We start from the raw sequence: 19,451 nt of genomic DNA, 5'->3' as shown, positions 1-19,451 counted from the left end.
TCATACAACCGGCAGGATGATCTCGAAGCGCGTGCCGCGCTCGGAGTCAACCAGCCGGATCGTGCCATCATGCGCTTTCAGGAGGGCCAGCACGATGCCGAGGCCCATGCCGGTGCCGCCTGAATCGCGGCGTGTGGTGAAGAATGGCTCGAAGATGCGGGCCCGGTTGCTGGGCGAGATGCCGGCGCCGTCGTCGCTCACCAGGATCGTTGCCTTGCCGTCGACGCTCGCCGCCGTGATCGAAACCAGCGTTGCGCCATGCCGCGCCGAATTGTCGATGAGATTGGCCAGCACGATTGCCGCGTTCTCGGCCGAGATGCGCAGGCCGATATAACCGCCCGCCTCGATACGAACCGCCAGCCTGTCTTCGGCCGGCAGCAGCGCCAGTGCGCCGCCGAGCGACGTGCTTTCGCCGCTGGGGGCAAGATTTTCGGCGCGCGCCAGGTCGAGCAGACGACGCACCAGCAAATTGAGCCGCCCGGCGTCGGTGACGATGTTATTCGAGAACCGCCGCCGCTCGGCCTCATCCATCGCGCTGCCCGAATCGCGCAGCAGTTCGGCCGCCCCCTGGATCGCCGTCAGCGGCGATTTGAGCTCGTGCGAGACATGCGTGGCGAAGGTCTGGATGCTGTCCGAGCGCGCATGCAGCTTTTCGGCCATGTCGAGAAAGGCGGCGGACAGCGCTGCCATCTCGCTCGTGCCGTGGTGTTCGAGCGGCCTGATCGCTTCGCGGTCGCCGGCGGCGATGCGCTTCGTGCGTTCCATCAGCGCGTAGATCGGCCGGCTGACGGTGCGCAGGAAGACGAGCGCGATGAGCAGCGTGCCGCCGAGGATGGCGATCGCCGCCAGCACCACCTTGCCGCGCTCGCCATAGAGGTGCTTGACGATGTTGTTCGGCGTTCGCGACAGGTAGACCACGCCGGCGACCTTGCCGGCGACCGCGACCGGCAGGGCGACGAAAACGCGGACTCTCGTGCCGCGGCTCACCGAGTAGAGCGATGGCGGCGGCTCGTCGGAGATCCTCTGCCTGAGCGCGCTGGCGTAGCGGCCGACAAGTGCTGCGTGAACCTCCTCGACGGCGCTGAGCGACAGGCCGACCTCTTCGCGTCCGGCGATGACGACGCCTTTTGCGTCGAGCAGCCGGAAGCCGGCAAGCGTGGTTTTCTGCGTCTCGGCAAGAATGCCCGACAGGCGGGCCCCGACCGCCGCGAAGGCGGGATCGACGGCAGCGGCGGTGGCCGCGGGTCGGGTCGGCTGAACGGAGTCAGAGGCAAGATCGAGGCGCGGCTCGATCGGCCGGTAGGGAGAGTTCGGATCGCTGGCACTGGCGGCAGGCACGGCCGCTCCGAGCTTCTCGGCCGGGATGCCGGCGTCGCGGACCTCTTGCGCATAGATGGCGGCAAGGGCGGCACCTTGCGCGATCAGCTCGGCTTCGGTCTGGCGGATCAGCTGGTTCTCGTAGAGCCGGAAGAAGAACAGACCGACCAGCGGCAGCGCCATCACCATGATGAGGATGGCGACAACGATGGTGGCGAGGCGCGGCCGCCATTTGCTGCCAATCCATTTTTGGGCGCTCACGCGCCGCACCGGCCCAGCCGGAAGCCGACGCCATGCACGGTCTCGATCGCGTCCGTGCAGCCGGCCGCCGCCAGCTTGGCGCGGATGTTGCGGATATGGCTGTCGACGGTGCGATCGGCGACATGGATGTTGGCTGCATAGGCATTGGCCATCACCATGTCGCGGCCGAGCACATGCGCCGGTCGCGCCAGAAACCCTTTCAGGATCGCGAATTCGATTCCCGTCAGCACCAGCGGCCTGCCATCGAAGCTGGCGGCGTGGCTGGCCGGCACCAAAGCCAGCCTGCCATGCGAGAACTGCCTGTCGTCGGTCTGTTCCGCCTTTGTCGGACGGGCGCGTCGCAGGATGACATTGACGCGGGCGACCAGCTCGCGCGGGCTGAACGGCTTGGTGACATAGTCGTCGCCACCCATTTCGAGGCCGAGGATGCGGTCGATCTCTTCATCGCGCGCTGACAGGAACAGCACCGGCACGTCCGATGTGTGCCGCAGCCGCCGGCAGACCTCCAGCCCGTCCATCTCCGGCATGCCGATATCGAGCACGACAAGATCGGGGGCGCGGCGCTCGATTGCCAGCAGGGCGGCAGCGCCGTCGGACACGGCAACCGTCTTCATCCCGGCCTTTTCGAGCGCAAAGCAGATGATCTCGCGGATGTGCGGATCATCGTCGGCGACCAGGATGTGATGCGGCATGAATCAGCGGCCCGGCACGAAGGGTTCGGAGCCCTGAGGAACCACGAACGGGATACGTGTGTCGAGAGTGCGAAGCAGCCGCCAGTCGCGAAAGCTCCAGGCGCGCCAGTTTTCTTGGCGCGCGCGATAGTGGGCCTCGTCCTGCCCAAGCAAACGGGCGAGCTCGCGGTACGAGGAAACGCTGGCCGCATTCGTCTTGCCCTGATGCTCAAGGAAGCGATCGAGCGCCGGCCAGGCGTCAGGACCGAGCGAACGCAGATACCAGAAATCGAGCTCGGTGCCCTGGCCGGTCATTTCGAAGGAGTGCTCGACATTGTAGTTGGCGATCAGCGCCGCGAAGTTGATGAAGCAGCAGGCATAGAGCGTCATCGAAAGCGTCAGAAGATTGGCGGAAAGCAGCCATTCATTGGATTTTTCGAGTGCGATGCGGGCGATGATCAGGGCAAGGCCCGCCGCCACCAGCCCCATCCAGACGAAGGCGGCGATGCGCCAGTAGGTCAGCGCATAGATGCCGATATAGAGGTCGAGCCGCAGGATCGACGAGACGACCAGCATGATGTTCTGCGCCACCCAGATATAGACCAGCCGGCGGATGAGCGGATCGCCGGAGGTCGTGCTGCCTGGCCGCAGCGCTGCCAGGACGAAGCCAGCGGCGAGCAGCGCCGTGACGATCAAGGGATAGGCGCCGCGATGCGCATAGGCGGCGTAGGTCAGCCCGTCGGGCAGGGCGATGCCGCCCCACAGATAGGTGACGTCGAGCGCGGTCTGCATCGCAAACAGGATGTTGAAGACGACCAGCGCGCGAAGAATGGCGGCCTTGCCGAAGATGATGTCCTCGATTGCCGTGGCGGGTTTTGTCGTCGTCACCTGGCCGACAGGCATAGACGATACCACACGCGGAATGGAGCGAAGAGAGCGCGGCAGGCGCGGGCGCAGAAAGGCCCAGACGCCGGCAAGCACGAACAGCCAGAAGGCTAGCCGCGGCAGCTGGATGAGCTTGAGCCACGCGAGCAGATCGATCAGCGACAGCCAGTATTCGATGACCGGATTAGCGGCGCCGAACAGAGCGAGAAACACCGTTCCCAGCGACAGCGGCATGACCCAGACGGCGATCGCCGCGAAGCGGATGCGGCGCCGGCCAAGCCGCCGCGCCGCCTTGCGCCAGCGGAAGAAATCGTGGACGAGCCGGAATGGTGCCGCGAGCAGGAAGAGCGCGACCAGGCCGGCAATGCGGGCAAGCCCGCGCCGCAGCCGGCCGACCAGCGAAAGCGCGAAGACGGCCATGGCCACCAGCCCGATGGCGACGGACAGCGCACTGACATTTTCAATGAGCGGCAGCAGCCCGACAAACAAGGCGGCAAGTCGGAGCCACAGGCCGCGGACGCTGAGCGCCGAAGGCTGGATGGCCGCGGCTGCGGCGGCAAGCGTAATGCCGAACAGGAAAAGCGTGATGCCGACGGGCTGGCCGTAGAAGAAGAAATCGGCCAGCGCGGCAAGCAGGACCGCAACGCCGAAGCGCGCGCAATAGCTCGGCGCGGCCGTAAGCAACGATGTCATGATCGGACTTTCTCAGCGGCTTTGATCCGGCCGGCATATCTGGGCAGAGATTTGGGGATGAAGGGGAAGAGGGTCGCCGAAGTGCCGGGTGGATCGACGAGCCACCAATCTTCGCTACGGAGCCGGTAAGGCAGCGACCAACGGGGTTTTTCTCTCTCTTGCATGCCGCCCTTTTCGCCGGCCGAAATGCAGGCAGCGAGGCGGGTCCAAGGAGATTTTCGGGAGTTTTATGCAGTTTTTGTGCAGGCGAAGACGGCTTGCCTCGACCGGCCGCAGGCGGCATAGATCTGGGATGACGACCGAAACCTACCGCCCGCGCCGCTCGGTGCTCTACGTCCCGGCTTCGAACGACAAGGCACTGGCCAAGCTTCCGTCGCTGGCCTGCGATGCCGTCATCATCGACCTCGAAGATGCCGTCGCCCCGGCCGACAAGGTTTCCGCGCGCGAAAAACTGGCCGGCATCTTCGCCGATCGCCCCAGCCGCCGCTGCGAGATGGTCGTGCGCATCAATGCGCTTTCCAGCGAATGGGGCGCCGACGATTTGCTGGCTGCGGCACGCTGCGAGCCCGACGCCATCCTGCTGCCCAAGGTCGACACACCGCGCGATGTCCTCGAACCCGGCGACGTCCTCGACGACAATTTCGCACCGGACGCGGTGAAACTATGGGCGATGATCGAAACGCCCAAGGCACTGCTCAACATCGGACCGATTGCCGAGCTTGGCCGCGATCCGGCCTCGCGGCTGGTCTGTTTCGTTGCCGGAACGAACGATCTGGTCAAGGAAACCGGCATTCTCGCCACGCCCGACCGGCGCTATCTCACACCGTGGCTGATGCAGATGGTGCTCGCCGCGCGCGCCGGTGGCCTTGACCTGCTCGATGGTGTCTTCAATGATTTTCGCGACCTGGACGCTTTTGCGCGCGAATGCGGGGAGGCAGCCGCCATGGGGTTTGACGGCAAGTCGCTGATCCACCCGGCTCAGATCGAGGCGGCGAACCGGGCCTTTGCGCCATCTGCCGAGGCGGTGGCCGAGGCGCGCTCGGTGAAAGAGGCCTTCGCGCTTGCCGAAAATGCCGGCAGCCAAGTGATTGCGCTGAATGGAAAGATGGTCGAGCGGCTGCATCTGACACAGGCCGAAAAACTGCTGGCGAAGGCGGCCGCCATCGGGGCATGATTGGCAACTCACGACAGGAATGAAAAATGAAACTCTACCGCTTTCTGTCCGCTCCGGACGATTCCAGCTTCTGCCACAAGGTAACCGCGGCGCTGAACAAGGGCTGGCACCTGTTCGGCTCACCGACCTATTCCTACGACCAGGAGGCCAAGGCCATGCGCTGCGGCCAGGCCGTGGTGAAGGATATCGAGGGCCAGGAATACGGGCCCGACACCAAGCTCAGCGACTGGTAGGGCGCTGACATCGCTCGTCCTTCGTCATCCTAGTAAAACAAGCTTATCCTGCTGTCCGAGTGAGCAGTTCTTGGCGGAAGCCGGAACGGCAGCCAACGGCGGCGCGCACGACCCGATCAGCGCCAAAAATGCAAGTCTGGCGCACTTTCCAATGCTAGTCGCATCGCTGTCGGCCGCGAAAGGCGAAGCAAGCTCTATGACGGGCCGGCGTAGCTGTCCATTGTTTCCCTCGCGGTGCTATTTAGCCGTGTTACCGAGGGCGACCAATCACCGAAGGCGTCTGCGACAGAAGCTGATCCATGTCAGCTTGCTAAGTGAACAGTTTTAAAACTGTCCCCGGGTTCCCTGACGGCGGAAGGCCCGGCATCAAATGCTACGATTCCGAAACCGAATCGAAATCATTTCGCGGCTAAGAACGCCGATGGGCGCGCATTTGAGGGGTGGATTGCCATGAGGTTGAGGTTCGAATTGCGGTCGGCATTGGCCCGGATCGTCAGCGCCATGGCGACATCCTGCTATGGTCGTTTTGTCCATTCCCGCGCCGCGAACCTTTCCATCGTCATGGCGCTGAGCCTGCTGCCGTTGGTCGGGGCGATCGGGTTTGCGATCGACTATACCAACGTCCTCCGCGAAAAGAATGAGTTGCAGGCCCTTCTCGACGCCGCCCTGCTGGGGGGCGCGGCGCAGGGCGCCACCTCCGCCGAGACCACGGCGACGTCCCTGTTCAGCGGGTTCATCGCCGGCAGCCCGGATTTCGCGGCCGACCCGGACCTGAAGGCCAACATGTCCATCAAGCTGGACAACAGTACGCTCTCGGGCAGCGCGACCTACAGCTACCCGCGCTTGTTCCCATTTGTCTTGGGCGACCCGACCGTCAACGTTCGCGTCACGTCCGCCGTCAAGATGGCTACGTCGGCCGTCCCTTGCATCATCGTCCTTGCGAATAACCCGCAGGCGCTGCTGCTCAATAGTGGCGCCAACGTGGATGCCGAGTCCTGCGTGATCGACGTTCATTCTACCAGGGACCCGGCCTTCATCATGAATGCCGGCGTCACCATGAACATCAGCAAGCTCTGCGTGAAGGGCACGAAATACATCAAGAACGGCGGTACGCTGTCCAAGCTGGAGACGGCATGCGCCGTCACGGCGGATCCCTATGCCGGCGCCATTCCCGAGCCCGCCGTTCCCTCGACCTGCACCACATCCGGCGCGCATGACGGACAGACGCAGACCTTGAACCCGGGACTGCACTGCTGGGTGAACTTCAATGGCAGCCCTACAGTCACGTTCAATCCGGGCCTTCATATCATCAAGGGACCGATGATCATCAATTCCGGCGCCAAGGTCATCGCCGAAGGCGTCACCTTCTACTTCCCGGATACCGACAGCATGATCCAGGCCAACGGCGCCCTCACCATCACGGCCTCGGCCCCGAGCAGCGGTGCCTACAAGGATATCCTGATGTTAGAAAAGACGAGCGATCCCGCCAACAACGCCAACAAGCGCCAGTATGTGTTCAACGGCTCGAACGGCGAGTCTCTGACTGGGATCATCTATCTGCCCAACCGGGACGTCACCTACAACTCGACCACGAACATTACCTCCAGCAAGATCTCGATGGTCGTGAACACCATGATCATCAACTCCGCCACTGGAAATTCAGCGGCATCGCCGGCCAGTCGGCGAAGATCTATCTCTCACAGTGATGCGCGCCGGCGCAAATGACGCCGAACCGGAGCAGGATAGCGGCGACGAAGCGTGGGCCGTTACTCCGCCGCCTCTTCGATCCGCTCCATATCGTCGTCCGACAGGCCGAAATGATGGCCGATCTCGTGGATCAGCACATGGGTGACGATGTCGCCCAGCGTCTCTTCGTTCTCGGCCCAGTAGTCGAGGATGGCGCGGCGGTAGAGCGTGACGCGGTTCGGCCCCTCGCCGGTCTGCGGATTCCAGCGTTCGGCGATCCCGCGCCCCTCGAACAGGCCGAGCAGGTCGAAGGGCGTTTCCAGCGACAGATCGTCCATGATCTCGTCGGTCGGGAATTCGGCGATCTGGATGACGATCTCGCCGGTCAGCTTGCGAAATTCCTCCGGCAGATGGGCGTAAGCCTCCAGCGCCAGGAACTCCATTTCCTCCATCGATGGCGAAAGCTGGTCGTGCCAGACACGGGTCTTGTAGATGCGGGCCATGCTTTGTCCTTCTGATCCCGGCATATAGGCTTTCGAGCCGAAATCGGCAAATGGCCGGGTTGCCGTCCACACGCGGGCAGGAATAAATTCCCCATGACTCCGCTTGACTCTTCGGGCGCCCTCTGGAATCTATAAGAACATAACAGGAACAATTGTGAGTGGAAGCTGACCGTCATGGCGACAAACGCCGTGGCGCGGGAGACTGTTTTTGTCCTGCGCCGCCAGATCGCGAAGATCGAGGGAACGCTGCCCGAGCGCCTGGAGGCGCCGGCTGGCGCAACCCCCGTCGATGCGGATGTCACCCCCCAAAATCCAACAGCGGATGTCATACCCCAGGGTCTAACAATCGTCCGCCGCGGCCTCGCCGTGGCGCCGCCCGATGCGTTTCTGCGCACCGGCGCCGAGGGTCTCGATACCGCGCTCTGCGGCGGCCTGCCGAAGGCGGCGCTGAGCGAGATCCATGGCGCCGCGACCCGTGATGCCGGGGCCGTCGCCGGCTTCGCCCTGTCGCTCGTCAGCCTGATTCTCAAACAAGGGCCGCGACTGCCGGTCCTGTGGATCGGCACCGCGGAAATCTTCCGGGAGGCGGGCTTCCCCTATGCCAGAGGGCTTCACGCCGTCTTCGGCATCGAGCCGGAGCAATTGCTGTTTTCCGAGGCGCCAAGGCTCCTCGATGCGCTGTGGATCGCCGAGGAGGCCGCCCGGATGACGGCGCTCGCCGCCGTCATCCTCGAAATCCGCGGCAGCCCGCAGCGGCTGGATCTCACCGCGACGCGGCGGCTGCACGCCCGGGCCCAGAATGCCGGCCGGCCGGTGTTCCTGTTGCGCCAGGCCGGCGAACCCGAACCGACGGCGGCACCCGTCCGCCTCGTCCTGTCGGCGGCGCCGTCGGCATCCCGCGAAACGATCGCCGGGCCGCTTGCCGGCTCGATCGGCCGTCCCGCCTTCACCGTCAGCATCGGCAAGAGCCGCACGGCCTTGCCAGGACAATTCACACTGGAGTGGAACCCCGATGAACACAGTTTCGAAGAAAGAAGGGGCGAGGAAAGAAGGGCAGCGAATTCTGTCCCTGTGGTTCCCGCACCTCGCCGCGGAAAGGGTCCTGCGGCAGCGTCTGGGGCGGTCCTGGCGTTCCCGGCCGTCGGATCACCTGCCGCTGGTGATCAGTCATCGCCAAGGGAACGCGCAGCGCATCGCCGCCCTCGACGAGCGGGCTGAGGCGCTTCATCTGAAGCGCGGCATGGGCATAGCCGACGCGCGCGCCATGCATCCGTCGATCGACGTACTGGAAGCCGATCCCGAGGCCGACCGCCGCCTGCTCGAAAGCCTTGCCGACTGGTGCGACCGCTACACCCCGCTGGTGGCGCTCGACGCAGCCGATGGCCTGTTCCTCGACGTCACCGGCTGCACCCATCTTTTCGGCGGCGAACGGTCGATGCTGGACGACATCCTGTCGCGCTTTTTCCACCAGGGTTTTGATGTCCGCGCCGGCCTTGCCGCCACACCAGGTGCTGCCTGGGCGGCAGCGCGGTTTGCCAGTGACCGCATCGTCCCCGGTGGCGAGGAGGAAGCGCTTCTCGCACCCTTGCCGCTGGCGGCGCTGCGCATCGAGCCTGATATCCGCGCCAGCCTGGAAAGCGTCGGCCTGCGCACGGCGGGCGCCGTCATGGCAGCCCCCCGCGCGCCGCTCGCCCGCCGCTTCGGTGTCTCGCTGCTTTTGCGTCTCGACCAGGCGCTCGGCCGCCTCGACGAGGCGGTGTCGCCGCGCCTGCCGGTCGCGCCGCTTTCGGTCGAACGCCACCTCGCAGAACCCATCATGCTGACCGACGAAATAGAGCGGCTGGTGAAAATGCTAGCGACGACTTTGAAGGCGGATCTCGAGCGCCGCGGCGAGGGCGCAAGAAGGCTGGCGCTGCTGCTCTTCCGCGTCGACGGCGCCGTCAGCCGCATCGCCGTCGGCACGTCGCGGCCGTTGCGCGAGCCGCTGCTGATCCAAAAATTGTTTCATGAAAGGCTTGCCGCGCTCGAGCAGGACATCGATGCCGGCTATGGCTTCGATCTCGTGCGCCTCTCGGTCCTGTCGGCCGCGGCCTTCGACATGCAGCAGGCGGATCTCGCCGGCGAGACGCGCGATGACGGCGCCGATATCGCCCTTTTCGCCGACCGCATCCGCGCCCGGCTCGGCGACAGCGCGGTCCTGAAACCGGTTGCCGTCGAGAGTCATCTGCCTGAGCGCGCCGTCGCCACGCTTCCCTTCGCGGAGGCGCCGCAAAGGGTCTCTCCGCCGAAGAAGCCGGACAAGATGAAAGACACTTCATCCAAGCCTGTCTTTCGGCCGGAGCGGCCGATCCGGCTGTTCCGTTCGCCCGAACCGATCGAGGTGCCTGTCACCGAAATGCCTGAGGGACCGCCGATGAACTTCCGCTGGCGGCGCGCGCTATACCGGGTCGCGCGCGCCGAAGGGCCGGAACGCATCGCCCCGGAATGGTGGCGGGAGGCGGCGGGGCAGGAAGACGCGCCGACCCGGGATTATTTCCGCATCGAGGATAGCGACGGCCGCCGTTACTGGCTCTACCGCCAGGGTCTCTACGGCGCCTCTCAAGTCCCGCCGCGCTGGTTCATGCATGGGGTCTTCGCATGAACGCGCTGGCGGTCGTTCCCTATGCCGAATTCGGCATCCAGTCGAATTTCTCGTTCCTGCGCGGCGCCTCGAAACCGGAGGAGCTGGTGGTCGCGGCAAAGTTTTTGGGATTCTCGTCGCTCGGGCTTGCCGACCGCAACACGGTGGCCGGTGTCGTGCGCGCCTGGCAGCAGGCCAAGGTGGAAGGACTATCCTATCATCCCGGCTGCCGTCTGGTTTTTTGCGACGGCACGCCTGATGTTCTCGCCTATCCACAGAACCGCAAGGGCTGGGGCCATCTGTGCCGCATGCTGACGCAAGCCAATATGCGCGACGAAAGCGAAAAGGGCGCACCGCTTCTCTATCGCGACGACCTTTTCGAATGGGGCGATCTCATGTCGCTGGCGATCCTGCCGGACCTGTCGGCGCCGGCGGAGGACGATCTCAGGCTGATTAGCCGGCTCAAGGATCGCTTCGGCAAGAACCTGCGGCTTGCCGTTTCGCCGGACTATCACGGCAACGACCGCTTCCGCATCGAGCAGGCAGTTGCCATGGCTGAGGCATCGGGCATTCCGCTGATGGCGACCAACGACGTTCTTTACCATACGTCCGAACGGCGCCGGTTGCAGGACGTGCTGACGGCGATCCGCCTCAACGTGCCTATTGCCGAAGCGGGGCTGGAACTGGCGACCAATGCCGAGCGCCATTTGAAGCCGCCAATGGAGATGGCGCGGCTTTTCCGCAGGCATCCGCAGGCACTGGCGGAAACGCTGCGCTTTGCCGGCGAATTGAGCTTCTCTCTCAGTGACCTCCAATACAATTATCCCGACGAACCGACGGAATCCGGCCTCGGGCCACAGGCCGAGCTGGAAAGGCTGGCTCGAGAGGGAGCCGCGATACGCTATCCCTCAGGCGTTCCCGCCTATGTGACGAAGCGCATCCGGGAAGAACTCGCTTTGATCGAGCGCCTGAATTACGCGCGCTACTTCCTGACTGTCTACGACATCGTCAAATTCGCCCGCAGCCAAGGCATACTCTGCCAGGGACGCGGCTCCGCGGCCAACTCGGTGGTCTGCTATTGCATCGGCATCACCGAAGTGGGCCCTGAGCGGATCGACTCGCTTTTCGAGCGCTTCATTTCCGAGGAAAGAAACGAGCCACCCGACATCGATGTCGATTTCGAGCATGAAAAGCGCGAAGAGGTCATCCAGTACATCTATTCCAAATACAGCGCCAGGCGCACCGCGCTTGCCGCGGCCGTCGTCAGCTACCGGGGCCGGTCGGCGATGCGCGAAGTGGCCAAGGCGATGGGCCTGTCGGATGATGTCCGGAGCGCTTTGTCCAGCTCGATCTGGGGTTGGTCGACCTCGGAGCTCGGCGAAAAGGAGACCAGGGCCGGCGGGCTCGATCAGACCGATCCATCGACAAGGCATGTGATCGAATGCGCCAACGAGATCATGGGCTTTCCCCGTCATCTGTCGCAGCATGTCGGCGGCTTCGTCATCACCAGGGACCGGCTCGACGAGATCGTGCCCATCATCAAGACGGCGATGGACGAGCGCAAGATGGTCGAGTGGGACAAGGACGATCTCGACGCGGTGAAGATCCTCAAAGTCGACGTGTTGGCGCTCGGCATGCTGACCTGCCTGCAGCGCGCCTTCACCCTGCTTAGGGATTATTATCCTGATGAGCGGGACGAGTATGGCCAACCCTATGTGTTGGCCACCCTCCCTGCCGAGGACAAACATGTCTACGACATGATCTGCCGTGCCGACACGATCGGCGTCTTCCAGATCGAATCCCGCGCCCAGATGTCGATGCTGCCGCGCCTCAAGCCGAAAACATTCTATGACCTCGTCATCGAAGTGGCGATCGTGCGGCCGGGCCCTATCCAGGGCGACATGGTCCACCCCTACCTACGCCGCCGGCAGGGCAAGGAAAAACCCGAATATCCCAAGCCGGAACTGGAAGAGATACTCGGCAGGACGCTGGGCGTGCCGCTGTTTCAGGAACAGGCGATGAAGATTGCCATCGTCGCCGGCGGCTTCAGACCGGGCGAAGCCGATGAACTGCGCCGCGCCATGGCCACTTTCAAGCGCACCGGCACGATCGGCAATTATCGCAAGCGGATGGTCGATGGCATGGTTTTGCGGGGTTACGAAAAGGACTTCGCCGAGCGTTGCTTCAAGCAGATCGAGGGGTTTGGCGAGTATGGCTTTCCTGAAAGCCATGCCGCCTCCTTCGCCCTGCTGGTCTATGCCTCCTGCTGGTTCAAGACCTTCTATCCCGACGTGTTCTGTGCCGCGATCCTGAATTCCCAGCCGATGGGGTTTTATCAGCCGGCTCAGCTTGTCCGTGATGCGCGCGACCATGGCGTCGAAATCCGCGAGGTCGACGTCAATTTTTCCGGTTGGGATTGCGCGCTGGAGGAAGAGCCTTTCGATCCGGCCCGCATCCTTGAACGCCATACCCAGATGCGCGGTGTTATCCGGACCAATCATGCCGTCCGGCTGGGTTTCCGCCAGGTCAAGGGCCTATCGAAGGAGCGCATGGAGGTGTTTGTCGCCAGACGTGGTGACGGTTACGCAACCGTTCGCGATGTCTGGCTGCGCTCGGGCCTCTATGTCGATGAGATCGAGAAGCTGGCGCAAGCCGACGCGTTCCGTTCGCTCGGCCTCGACCGCCGTGACGCCCTGTGGGCCGTCCGCGCGCTCGACGGCAAGAGTGCCGCCGAGACCTTGCCGCTGTTCGACCGGCCGGCGATCCGTTTGCGCGACCTCGAGCCCGAAACCCGGCTCCCGACAATGCCGCTCGGCGAGCATGTCGTCCACGACTACCGTTCGCTCGGCCTGTCGCTGAAGGCGCATCCGCTTGCCTTTCTGCGCCAGCGGCTGGATCGCTCCGGCGTCACGCCCAATGCGCGCCTCCCCTCCGTGCCGGATGGCAGGCGGGTCTCCGTCGCCGGCCTGGTGCTCGTGCGGCAGCGCCCAGGCACTGGCAAAGCGATTTTCCTGACACTGGAAGATGAGCATGCCGTCGCCAACGTCATTTTTTGGGAAAGAACCTTCAATCGCTACCGACCCATTGTCATGGGGGCGCGGTTCGTTCGTGTCACCGGCAAACTGCAGTCGGAATCGAACGTCATCCATATCGTCGCCGAGAAGATCGAGGATTTGACGCCCTGGCTATCCGTGCTTTTGGAGGAGAAGCCCGATGTACCTGTCGTGCAAAGCGACCGGCAGGATATCCCGACGCTATCGGGGAAGGCAGAAAGCGTCATGCCCAAGGGGCGCAATTTTCAATAGGGGATACCGGTGCGGCGGTGCACAATCTTGCGAAATGTCGGCGCGAAAGATCACTACAGTTCAGGACGGTCCGCCCAGGCGCGGCGGCGGCAATCCGTCGTCGAAGGGGAGCGAGCGCGCCTCCGAAGGCAGCATGATCGGGATGCCGTCACGCACCGGATAGGCAAGCCGCGCGAGCCTCGAGATGAGCTCGCCGCGCTCCGGATCCCAGGTAAGCGGGCCCTTGGTCAGCGGGCAGGCCAGCAACTCCAGCAGCTTGGGATCGACATTGGCCTTCTTTCCGTCACGCCCATCCACCATTCGGCCCGTCCTCTCACCAGCATTTAAGCTTCGCGCGGCTCTTCCTTCTCCCCTTGTGGGAGAAGGTGGCCGAGCGCAGCTCGGTCGGATGAGGGGTGTTCCAGCTTGGCACCGACCGCGCTCCGTCCAGCACCCCTCAACCGTCTTGGCGCTACGCGCCAATCCACCTTCTCCCACAGGGGGAGAAGGAAGAGCCACCTATTGCAAACTCGACCCGAAATCCTCGTTTTCGCGCGCCAGCGCCATTTCGGTGATGGCGATCAGCGTTTCGGCGCGTGTCTTCAGGTCCGCCGCTTCGAGCAACGCCTGTTTCTCGGCCGGCCCGTAGGGAGCCATCATCGACAGCGCATTGACCAGCATGGCATTTTCGGCACGGCTGACACTTTCCCAGTCGGCTTCAAGATCGTTGGCCTGCAAATAGGCGCGAAACGCCTTGAGCAGCGCCGGCCGGTCGATCCCGGCCTCTGCCTGATCTTCATCGAGATCGGTGAGAAAGGGCGCAAACCGACACTGGCGGAAGGGCGTCTTGACCGCGAGCTCCTGCACGATACGGAACCGGCACACACCTTGCAGCGAAATCAGGTAACGGCCGTCGCCGCTCTCGGAAAGCGCGATGATGCGTCCGGCGCAGCCGACATTGCAAAGCTCCGGCTCGCCATCGGCACGCCGCGCACCGTCGAGGCTGGGCTGTATGACACCGATCAGCCGCGATCCGGCGATCGCCTCATCCACCATTTCCAGATAACGCGGCTCGAAGATGTTGAGCGGCATGCGGCCTCCCGGCAGCAGCAATGCGCCTTCAAGCGGGAAGATCGGCACCGTCGACGGCAAATCCGTATCGAGCCGGTAATGCGCGTTTCCCGCCTGCACTTCAGTCCTCCGCTCGCTTCATTGAGAAGCGCATCAAATCCGTCCACCCCATCGCAACTTGACGCGCAAATCGTCGGGAAGCGAAAAACGGATCGGTCTGGCCCCTAATCTGGCGCAGCCGCAGCCGACAGCAAGGCCATCAGGCAAAAACAGTCCATGCCGCGCTCAGGCAAACAGCAGCGATGACAATTTGCGCCGCGCCGCCAGCGTTGCTTCGTCGGTCATGCCCCATGCCTCGAAGAATTGTAGCAATTGCGTCTTGGCGCCGTCGTCGTTCCACGAGCGATCGGCCTTGACGATCGCCAGCAGATTGTCGGCCGCCGCCATGCGCTCGCCGTTGGCGTTCTGGATCATGGCAAGATCGAACCGTGCCTGGTGGTCCCCGGGGTTCTCAGCCAGGCGCCGCTCGAACTCCGCCGGATTGCCAAGAGCTGCCGCCTGCGCGGCAAGCGCCATCTTGGCGCGCACCGCGGCGAGCGGCGGCGCATCCTTCTTTGCTTCCGGCGCCCGGGCCAGCACGGCTTCGGCGCCCTCGGCATCGCCGGCCTCGAACAGCAGATCGCCAAGCCCGGCAATCGCCTCGATCGTCTCCGGCGCCTGTTCCAGGATCGCGTCATATATGTCCGCCGCGGTCTGCACATCGCCGGCGTCGCGCGCCTCCGCGGCCGCGGCAAGCGCCTCGGCCACCTGCGGCGCACCATTGTTCTTGCCGCCGACCTTCTCGATGAACGCGGCGATCTGGCTCTCGGGGATGGCGCCCATGAAGCCGTCGACCGGTTGGCCATCCCTAAAGGCAATGACCGCTGGGATCGACTGGATGCCGAGCTGGCCGGCGATCGAAGGATGGTCGTCGATGTTCATCTTGACCAGCTTGACCTTGCCGCTGGCGGCCGTGACCGCCTTTTCCAGCAGCGGCGTCAGTTGCTTGCAGGGCCCGCACCATGGTGCCCAGAAATCGACCAGCACCGGCTGACGGCGCGACTCCTGGATGACGTCGGCGGCAAATGCGGCGGTCGTCGTGTCCTTGATGAGGTCGACGGCGACAGGCGGCTCGCCAAGCGCGACTTTTGCGGGGGTGGCGTCAGTGCCGCCATACTGCACAGTGGTGGCATACTGCCCGCCATTGCTGCCAAATGGGCCGCCAAATTGGTTGTTGTCGCTCATCTCGTCACCCTTTCGGTCGCGCCGCCGGCCCACCGACCCGGCACAACGTCCATTTCCTCACTCAGAAGTCGGTTTTATCGTCATCCATGTGGCGATCATGCCGTGACTTTCAAGATAACAGCATCATGCCCGGTTGCCTCGACGAATTTGACGAGGTCGGCGGCGGCGATCGATGTCGTTGCCTCGTTGGTCAGCGGATGGGCGTTGATGATGGCATGGCCCATCAGCTCCTGGTCGAGGACGACCTTGACCCGCCGCTCGGTATCGTTGATCACGCCGAACACCGTGACCGCGCCCGGAAGGACGCCGAGAAGCTCCATCAGCATCTCTGGCTTGCCGAAAGACACGCGCCCGGCAGCCCCGATCACGTGGTGGATCTGCTTGAGATCGACCGCCGCCTCCTCGCCGACGCTGACCAGGAAGAAATTGTCCTTCCTATCCCTAAGGAACAGGTTCTTGGTGTGTCCGCCGGCGATTTCTCCGCGTAGCGCCTGCGAATCGGCGACCGTGAACAGCGGCGGATGACGCATGGTCGAGACCTTGATCCCAAGATCGGCGAGAAAGGCAAAGAGCTCGGCTTCGGTTTTCGGCATGTTGTTTCTTGTCGGACTTGTTGTTGTCGCGGTTTGGATCACGCCGTTTACGGCCAATGACGCGGCCGAGACAAGACCGTTGCGCAGCGAGGCTGCCGATTCCGTTGCTATCCACGCTACCGAAGGCTCGTTTACGTCGCCGGGTGCGGCCAAAAAACCTGCGATTTCCCTGTTGCAATCGCCGCGCCCTTCAGCCATATAGGCGCGGCTTGCGGCCAAAAAGCCGCGCGAGCGGGTGTAGCTCAGGGGTAGAGCACAACCTTGCCAAGGTTGGGGTCGAGCGTTCGAATCGCTTCACCCGCTCCAGTTTCTCTCAGGGAATCAAGCGATTAAATCGGCCGCCTTCGGGCGGCCGATTTGCTTTGTGGCCCTGTGTCGCGACCATGTCGCCACGGTGAGCTTTTCGTGCCAAAATCGGCGACGTATCGTCATCCATCTTTTCGCCTGGACCAGTTCAATCATAGATTGCCTTCATCTGAAGATGGGCCGTCAGTCTCACGCGGTGGTACTTTTTCGTTGACAGCCCGGAACGCTGAAAGGCGACCGCACCGGACAGCACTCGATCCGCATTAATGACCAATTCCGTGTCTGCTTTCGGTGGGTAGACGGCAACGCCGAGGACGTTGAAATCGCCGATTGCCATTGACGACCAAGAGTGGGGACGACCAAGAGTTGGAGATCTGCAATGCTACACTTTACTTCGCCGATCCACCCTGGCGAAATCTTGCGGGAGGAGTTTCTTGCCCCTCTGGGTCTGAAGCCTTACACGCTCGCCAAAAAGCTCCATGTGCCACGGACCAGGATTGAGCGCCTTGTGGCCGAAGTGACGCCCGTCACTCCCGACACTGCGCTTCGCCTTGCCAAGTTCTTCAATACGACGCCTCAGTTCTGGATGAACATGCAGGCCGCGTTTGACCTCACTATGGAAGCTGACGCGAAAAAGGAAGAGATCGCAGCGATTGACAGCTACGCCGAAGCGCCGCTTGCAGCTTAGCAGCAGGCGGACATCTTCGGCCGCCATATACGCCATTGATGAGAACCCGCTCGCCAGCTTGGGAACCGCATCGGTAGTCGGTCATTATATCGAGGAGCCGGCGGCTCCCCCCGTTCGGATGGAGAAATCATGCTGCGGATACCGATTGCTTTGTCTTTTCTTCTTGCCTTCAGCGCGCCCTCGACCACCTTCGCGCAGGACCCTTCCAAGAGCATAGAGAGCCAAACAGGCCGCATTGCTGTCGAGACCTTTGCCGAAGGGCTCGAACATCCCTGGGGCGCGACCTACCTGCCCGACGGCACGCTGCTGGTCACCGAGCGTCCGGGGCGCCTGCGGCTCGTCTCGACCGACGGGGCCGTTTCCGATCCGATCGACGGTGTGCCGGACGTCCTCGCCGACGGACAAGGCGGCCTGCTGGATGTGGCGCTCGATCCGGACTTTGCCAACAACCGGACGGTTTATCTCTCCTATTCGGAGCAGCGGAGCGGCGGCGCGGCCACGTCCGTCGGCCGTGGACGCCTGAACGAGAACGGGAGCGCGCTTTCGGGCTTCGAAGTGATCTTCCGGCAGGAACCAGCCGTCTCGAGCCGGCACCATTTCGGTTCCCGCCTGGTGTTCGCGCCGGACGGCAAGCTCTTCGTTACGCTCGGCGAGCGCGGCAAGGCGCAACAGGCGCAGGACGCGAGCAATCATCTCGGGACGGTCGTCCGCATCAATCCCGATGGTTCTGTGCCTGACGACAATCCCTTCGTCGGCAAGGACGGCGCCGACGAGATATGGTCCTACGGCCATCGCAATGTGCAAAGCGCAGCGATCCATCCCGAAACCGGCGTGCTCTGGACGGCGGAAATGGGGCCGCGCGGCGGCGATGAGCTAAACATTCCGGAAGCCGGCAGGAATTACGGCTGGCCCGTGGTCAGCTGGGGGCGGCACTATTCGGGCAAACGCATCCCCGATCCATCGACACGGCCGGAGTTTGCCGGCTCCATCCATAGCTGGACACCGGTCATCTCGCCTTCCGGCATGACCTTCTGCACCGGCGACATGTTTGCCGATTGGCGAGGCGACCTCCTGATTGGCGGACTGTCCGCGGCAGGCATCGTTCGTGTCAGAATTGACGGCGAGCAGTTCGCCGGCGAGGAAGTCCTCGCTCTCGGCAGCCGCGTCCGAGACGTGGTGCAGGCTCCCGACGGCGCGGTAATGGCGTTGACCGACGAGCCAGCGGGAAGGATATTACGACTGGCGCCGGCAGCGTCGCAGTGATCCCATGCGGCGCGACAGGAGCGGCACTTCGCGCGCCCGGCGTTGGCGGTCCTTTTGCAGAGATCGTCGGGGTTAAAACGCAATAGGCGGCAAGAACCGCCAGTGGTTCCTACCCTCGCACCGCAGCCAGCCGCGATGTGTATCGCGTGATCGCGGAGGATTGCGTCTACGCGCTCCCATCGATTTCGCTATCTCGCTTTGCTGGCTTGTGACCAGCAAGCGTTTGTTCGCCGCGCAATACGCCCCGGATAGAGTTAGGACTTTTGCTTTTCAATCTCGGACCAAGGTCCCTTGCGGACGGCTGTATTTAAACGAAACTGGCTAAATAGTGGACCTTCATATTAGAGAGTCCTCACATTTATGATCCAGAACCAACCTGGCGGGACGGCGACTCGTAAGGAGAAACCATGAAAACTCGAACCAGTCTGTTCGCAACGGTCGCCGCTCTCGCCCTTATCGCGTCTCCCGTCTTCGCCGGACCCGGCGGCAATGGCGGCGGACACGGTAACGGCGGGAGCAACGGCAACGGCGGAAACTCTGGCGGCGCCGGATCGCAGGGACACGGAGCCGCAACTTCTGCGGCGGCTAAGGATAAGACGACGAGCGGAATTGCTCATGCGATGGCTGTCGTTTCGACGACGCCGGCCTCACCGCAGGCCACCCTGTCCTTGCAGGCAGCTTTGGACAAGTTCCTGGCAAGAGAGGCCGGGGATGACCCGGCAGAATCTTCCGACGAGACGTCAGGCGAAATTCCTGACGCAGCCGAATAAAATTGCAATTCGTGCGTCCGCGGCGGCGCACCGCAACTATCGAAAATTCTTGCCCGGCTGGCGGGCTCCTTCATCTGTTTGGCCGATGCCATGGGTCAAGGAAGAGCCCACATTGAGCCCAGATCCTCGGGGATCGCTGGACGGTCCTG

The 19,451-nt window shown here is 63.4% G+C and carries 18 protein-coding genes, 1 tRNA gene and 1 pseudogene; 12 read left to right on the top strand and 8 right to left on the bottom strand.

The window, feature by feature from the left end; all coding sequences use genetic code 11:
• The 3 genes from EOC94_RS23930 to EOC94_RS23920 are packed head-to-tail and all read right to left on the bottom strand — an operon-like array spanning window position 1 to window position 3,827.
• Window positions 1-1,587: an ATP-binding protein gene (locus EOC94_RS23930; RefSeq protein WP_127293903.1), complete on the bottom strand. Its 1,587-nt coding sequence runs from the start codon at window positions 1,585-1,587 to the stop codon at window positions 1-3.
• Entirely contained in the window at window positions 1,575-2,270 is a 696-nt protein-coding gene (locus EOC94_RS23925; RefSeq protein ID WP_095484830.1) for a response regulator transcription factor, read from the bottom strand. Before EOC94_RS23925 ends, EOC94_RS23930 begins: the two co-directional genes overlap by 13 nt.
• Before the next feature lie 3 nt (window positions 2,271-2,273).
• On the bottom strand, window positions 2,274-3,827 hold the full coding sequence (locus EOC94_RS23920) for a DUF4173 domain-containing protein (protein ID WP_127293901.1): 1,554 nt from the start codon (window positions 3,825-3,827) through the stop codon (window positions 2,274-2,276).
• 292 nt (window positions 3,828-4,119) lie between these two features.
• Here EOC94_RS23920 and EOC94_RS23915 point away from each other — a divergent pair, with 292 nt between their 5' ends.
• The 3 genes from EOC94_RS23915 (at window position 4,120) to EOC94_RS23905 (ending at window position 6,959) form a co-directional block, all read left to right on the top strand.
• Window positions 4,120-5,001, top strand: coding sequence for a CoA ester lyase (locus EOC94_RS23915; RefSeq protein WP_164897543.1), 882 nt, complete (start codon window positions 4,120-4,122; stop codon window positions 4,999-5,001).
• Between the two features lie 26 nt (window positions 5,002-5,027).
• Window positions 5,028-5,234: a DUF1737 domain-containing protein gene (locus EOC94_RS23910; protein WP_095484827.1), complete on the top strand. Its 207-nt coding sequence runs from the start codon at window positions 5,028-5,030 to the stop codon at window positions 5,232-5,234.
• Window positions 5,235-5,735: 501 nt separating this feature from the next.
• On the top strand, window positions 5,736-6,959 hold the full coding sequence (locus EOC94_RS23905; RefSeq protein WP_185928319.1) for a pilus assembly protein TadG-related protein: 1,224 nt from the start codon (window positions 5,736-5,738) through the stop codon (window positions 6,957-6,959).
• A gap of 41 nt (window positions 6,960-7,000) precedes the next feature.
• On the opposite strand, the gene EOC94_RS23900 is transcribed toward EOC94_RS23905, so the two are convergent.
• A complete protein-coding gene (locus tag EOC94_RS23900; protein WP_095485111.1) occupies window positions 7,001-7,423 on the bottom strand; it encodes a metallopeptidase family protein in 423 nt (140 codons plus the stop codon).
• 174 nt (window positions 7,424-7,597) lie between these two features.
• Between EOC94_RS23900 and EOC94_RS34665 the strand changes: the two genes are divergently transcribed.
• The 3 genes from EOC94_RS34665 to EOC94_RS23885 are packed head-to-tail and all read left to right on the top strand — an operon-like array spanning window position 7,598 to window position 13,348.
• Window positions 7,598-8,641, top strand: a complete 1,044-nt coding sequence (locus EOC94_RS34665; protein WP_127293895.1) for a hypothetical protein — start codon at window positions 7,598-7,600, stop codon at window positions 8,639-8,641.
• Window positions 8,583-10,064: a DUF6504 family protein gene (locus EOC94_RS23890; RefSeq protein ID WP_127293893.1), complete on the top strand. Its 1,482-nt coding sequence runs from the start codon at window positions 8,583-8,585 to the stop codon at window positions 10,062-10,064. The genes EOC94_RS34665 and EOC94_RS23890 overlap by 59 nt, the downstream gene beginning before the upstream one ends.
• Window positions 10,061-13,348, top strand: coding sequence for an error-prone DNA polymerase (locus EOC94_RS23885; RefSeq protein WP_127293891.1), 3,288 nt, complete (start codon window positions 10,061-10,063; stop codon window positions 13,346-13,348). The genes EOC94_RS23890 and EOC94_RS23885 overlap by 4 nt, the downstream gene beginning before the upstream one ends.
• Before the next feature lie 60 nt (window positions 13,349-13,408).
• Here the strand turns inward: EOC94_RS23885 and EOC94_RS23880 are convergent, their stop codons facing one another.
• From EOC94_RS23880 to EOC94_RS23865, 4 genes are all read right to left on the bottom strand, one after another.
• Entirely contained in the window at window positions 13,409-13,648 is a 240-nt protein-coding gene (locus tag EOC94_RS23880) for a Trm112 family protein (protein ID WP_095484822.1), read from the bottom strand.
• Window positions 13,649-13,846: 198 nt separating this feature from the next.
• Window positions 13,847-14,518, bottom strand: coding sequence for an LON peptidase substrate-binding domain-containing protein (locus EOC94_RS23875; protein WP_095495673.1), 672 nt, complete (start codon window positions 14,516-14,518; stop codon window positions 13,847-13,849).
• 165 nt (window positions 14,519-14,683) lie between these two features.
• Window positions 14,684-15,682, bottom strand: a complete 999-nt coding sequence (gene trxA, locus EOC94_RS23870; protein WP_127293889.1) for a thioredoxin — start codon at window positions 15,680-15,682, stop codon at window positions 14,684-14,686.
• Window positions 15,683-15,777: 95 nt separating this feature from the next.
• Window positions 15,778-16,275, bottom strand: coding sequence for a prolyl-tRNA synthetase associated domain-containing protein (locus EOC94_RS23865; RefSeq protein WP_127293887.1), 498 nt, complete (start codon window positions 16,273-16,275; stop codon window positions 15,778-15,780).
• On the opposite strand from EOC94_RS23865, the gene EOC94_RS23860 reads away from it, so the two are divergent.
• From EOC94_RS23860 to EOC94_RS23835, 6 genes and pseudogenes are all read left to right on the top strand, one after another.
• The gene (locus EOC94_RS23860) at window positions 16,274-16,477 is read left to right on the top strand and encodes a hypothetical protein (protein ID WP_127293885.1); all 204 of its coding nucleotides are present in this window, start codon (window positions 16,274-16,276) and stop codon (window positions 16,475-16,477) included. The two genes, EOC94_RS23865 and EOC94_RS23860, sit on opposite strands and share 2 nt — an antisense overlap.
• 29 nt (window positions 16,478-16,506) lie before the next feature.
• A tRNA-Gly gene (locus EOC94_RS23855) sits at window positions 16,507-16,581 on the top strand.
• Window positions 16,582-16,807: 226 nt separating this feature from the next.
• Window positions 16,808-16,921: pseudogene (locus EOC94_RS23850) on the top strand (type II toxin-antitoxin system RelE/ParE family toxin); the annotation flags it as partial.
• Window positions 16,922-16,960: 39 nt separating this feature from the next.
• Complete coding sequence (locus EOC94_RS23845) at window positions 16,961-17,269, top strand: HigA family addiction module antitoxin (RefSeq protein ID WP_095484819.1); 309 nt, start codon at window positions 16,961-16,963, stop codon at window positions 17,267-17,269.
• Window positions 17,270-17,398: 129 nt separating this feature from the next.
• On the top strand, window positions 17,399-18,532 hold the full coding sequence (locus EOC94_RS23840; protein ID WP_127293883.1) for a PQQ-dependent sugar dehydrogenase: 1,134 nt from the start codon (window positions 17,399-17,401) through the stop codon (window positions 18,530-18,532).
• A gap of 407 nt (window positions 18,533-18,939) precedes the next feature.
• Window positions 18,940-19,302 carry a hypothetical protein gene (locus tag EOC94_RS23835; RefSeq protein ID WP_127293881.1) on the top strand — a complete coding sequence of 121 codons (363 nt, stop codon included), beginning with the start codon at window positions 18,940-18,942 and terminating at the stop codon, window positions 19,300-19,302.
• Window positions 19,303-19,451: the final 149 nt, after the last annotated feature.

The sequence above is a fragment of the Mesorhizobium sp. M6A.T.Ce.TU.016.01.1.1 genome (assembly GCF_003997065.1).
Taxonomy (GTDB): Bacteria; Pseudomonadota; Alphaproteobacteria; order Rhizobiales; family Rhizobiaceae; genus Mesorhizobium; species Mesorhizobium mediterraneum.
Note: the sequence above shows the minus strand (reverse complement) of the source record. Positions and strands in the feature narration are given on the sequence as shown.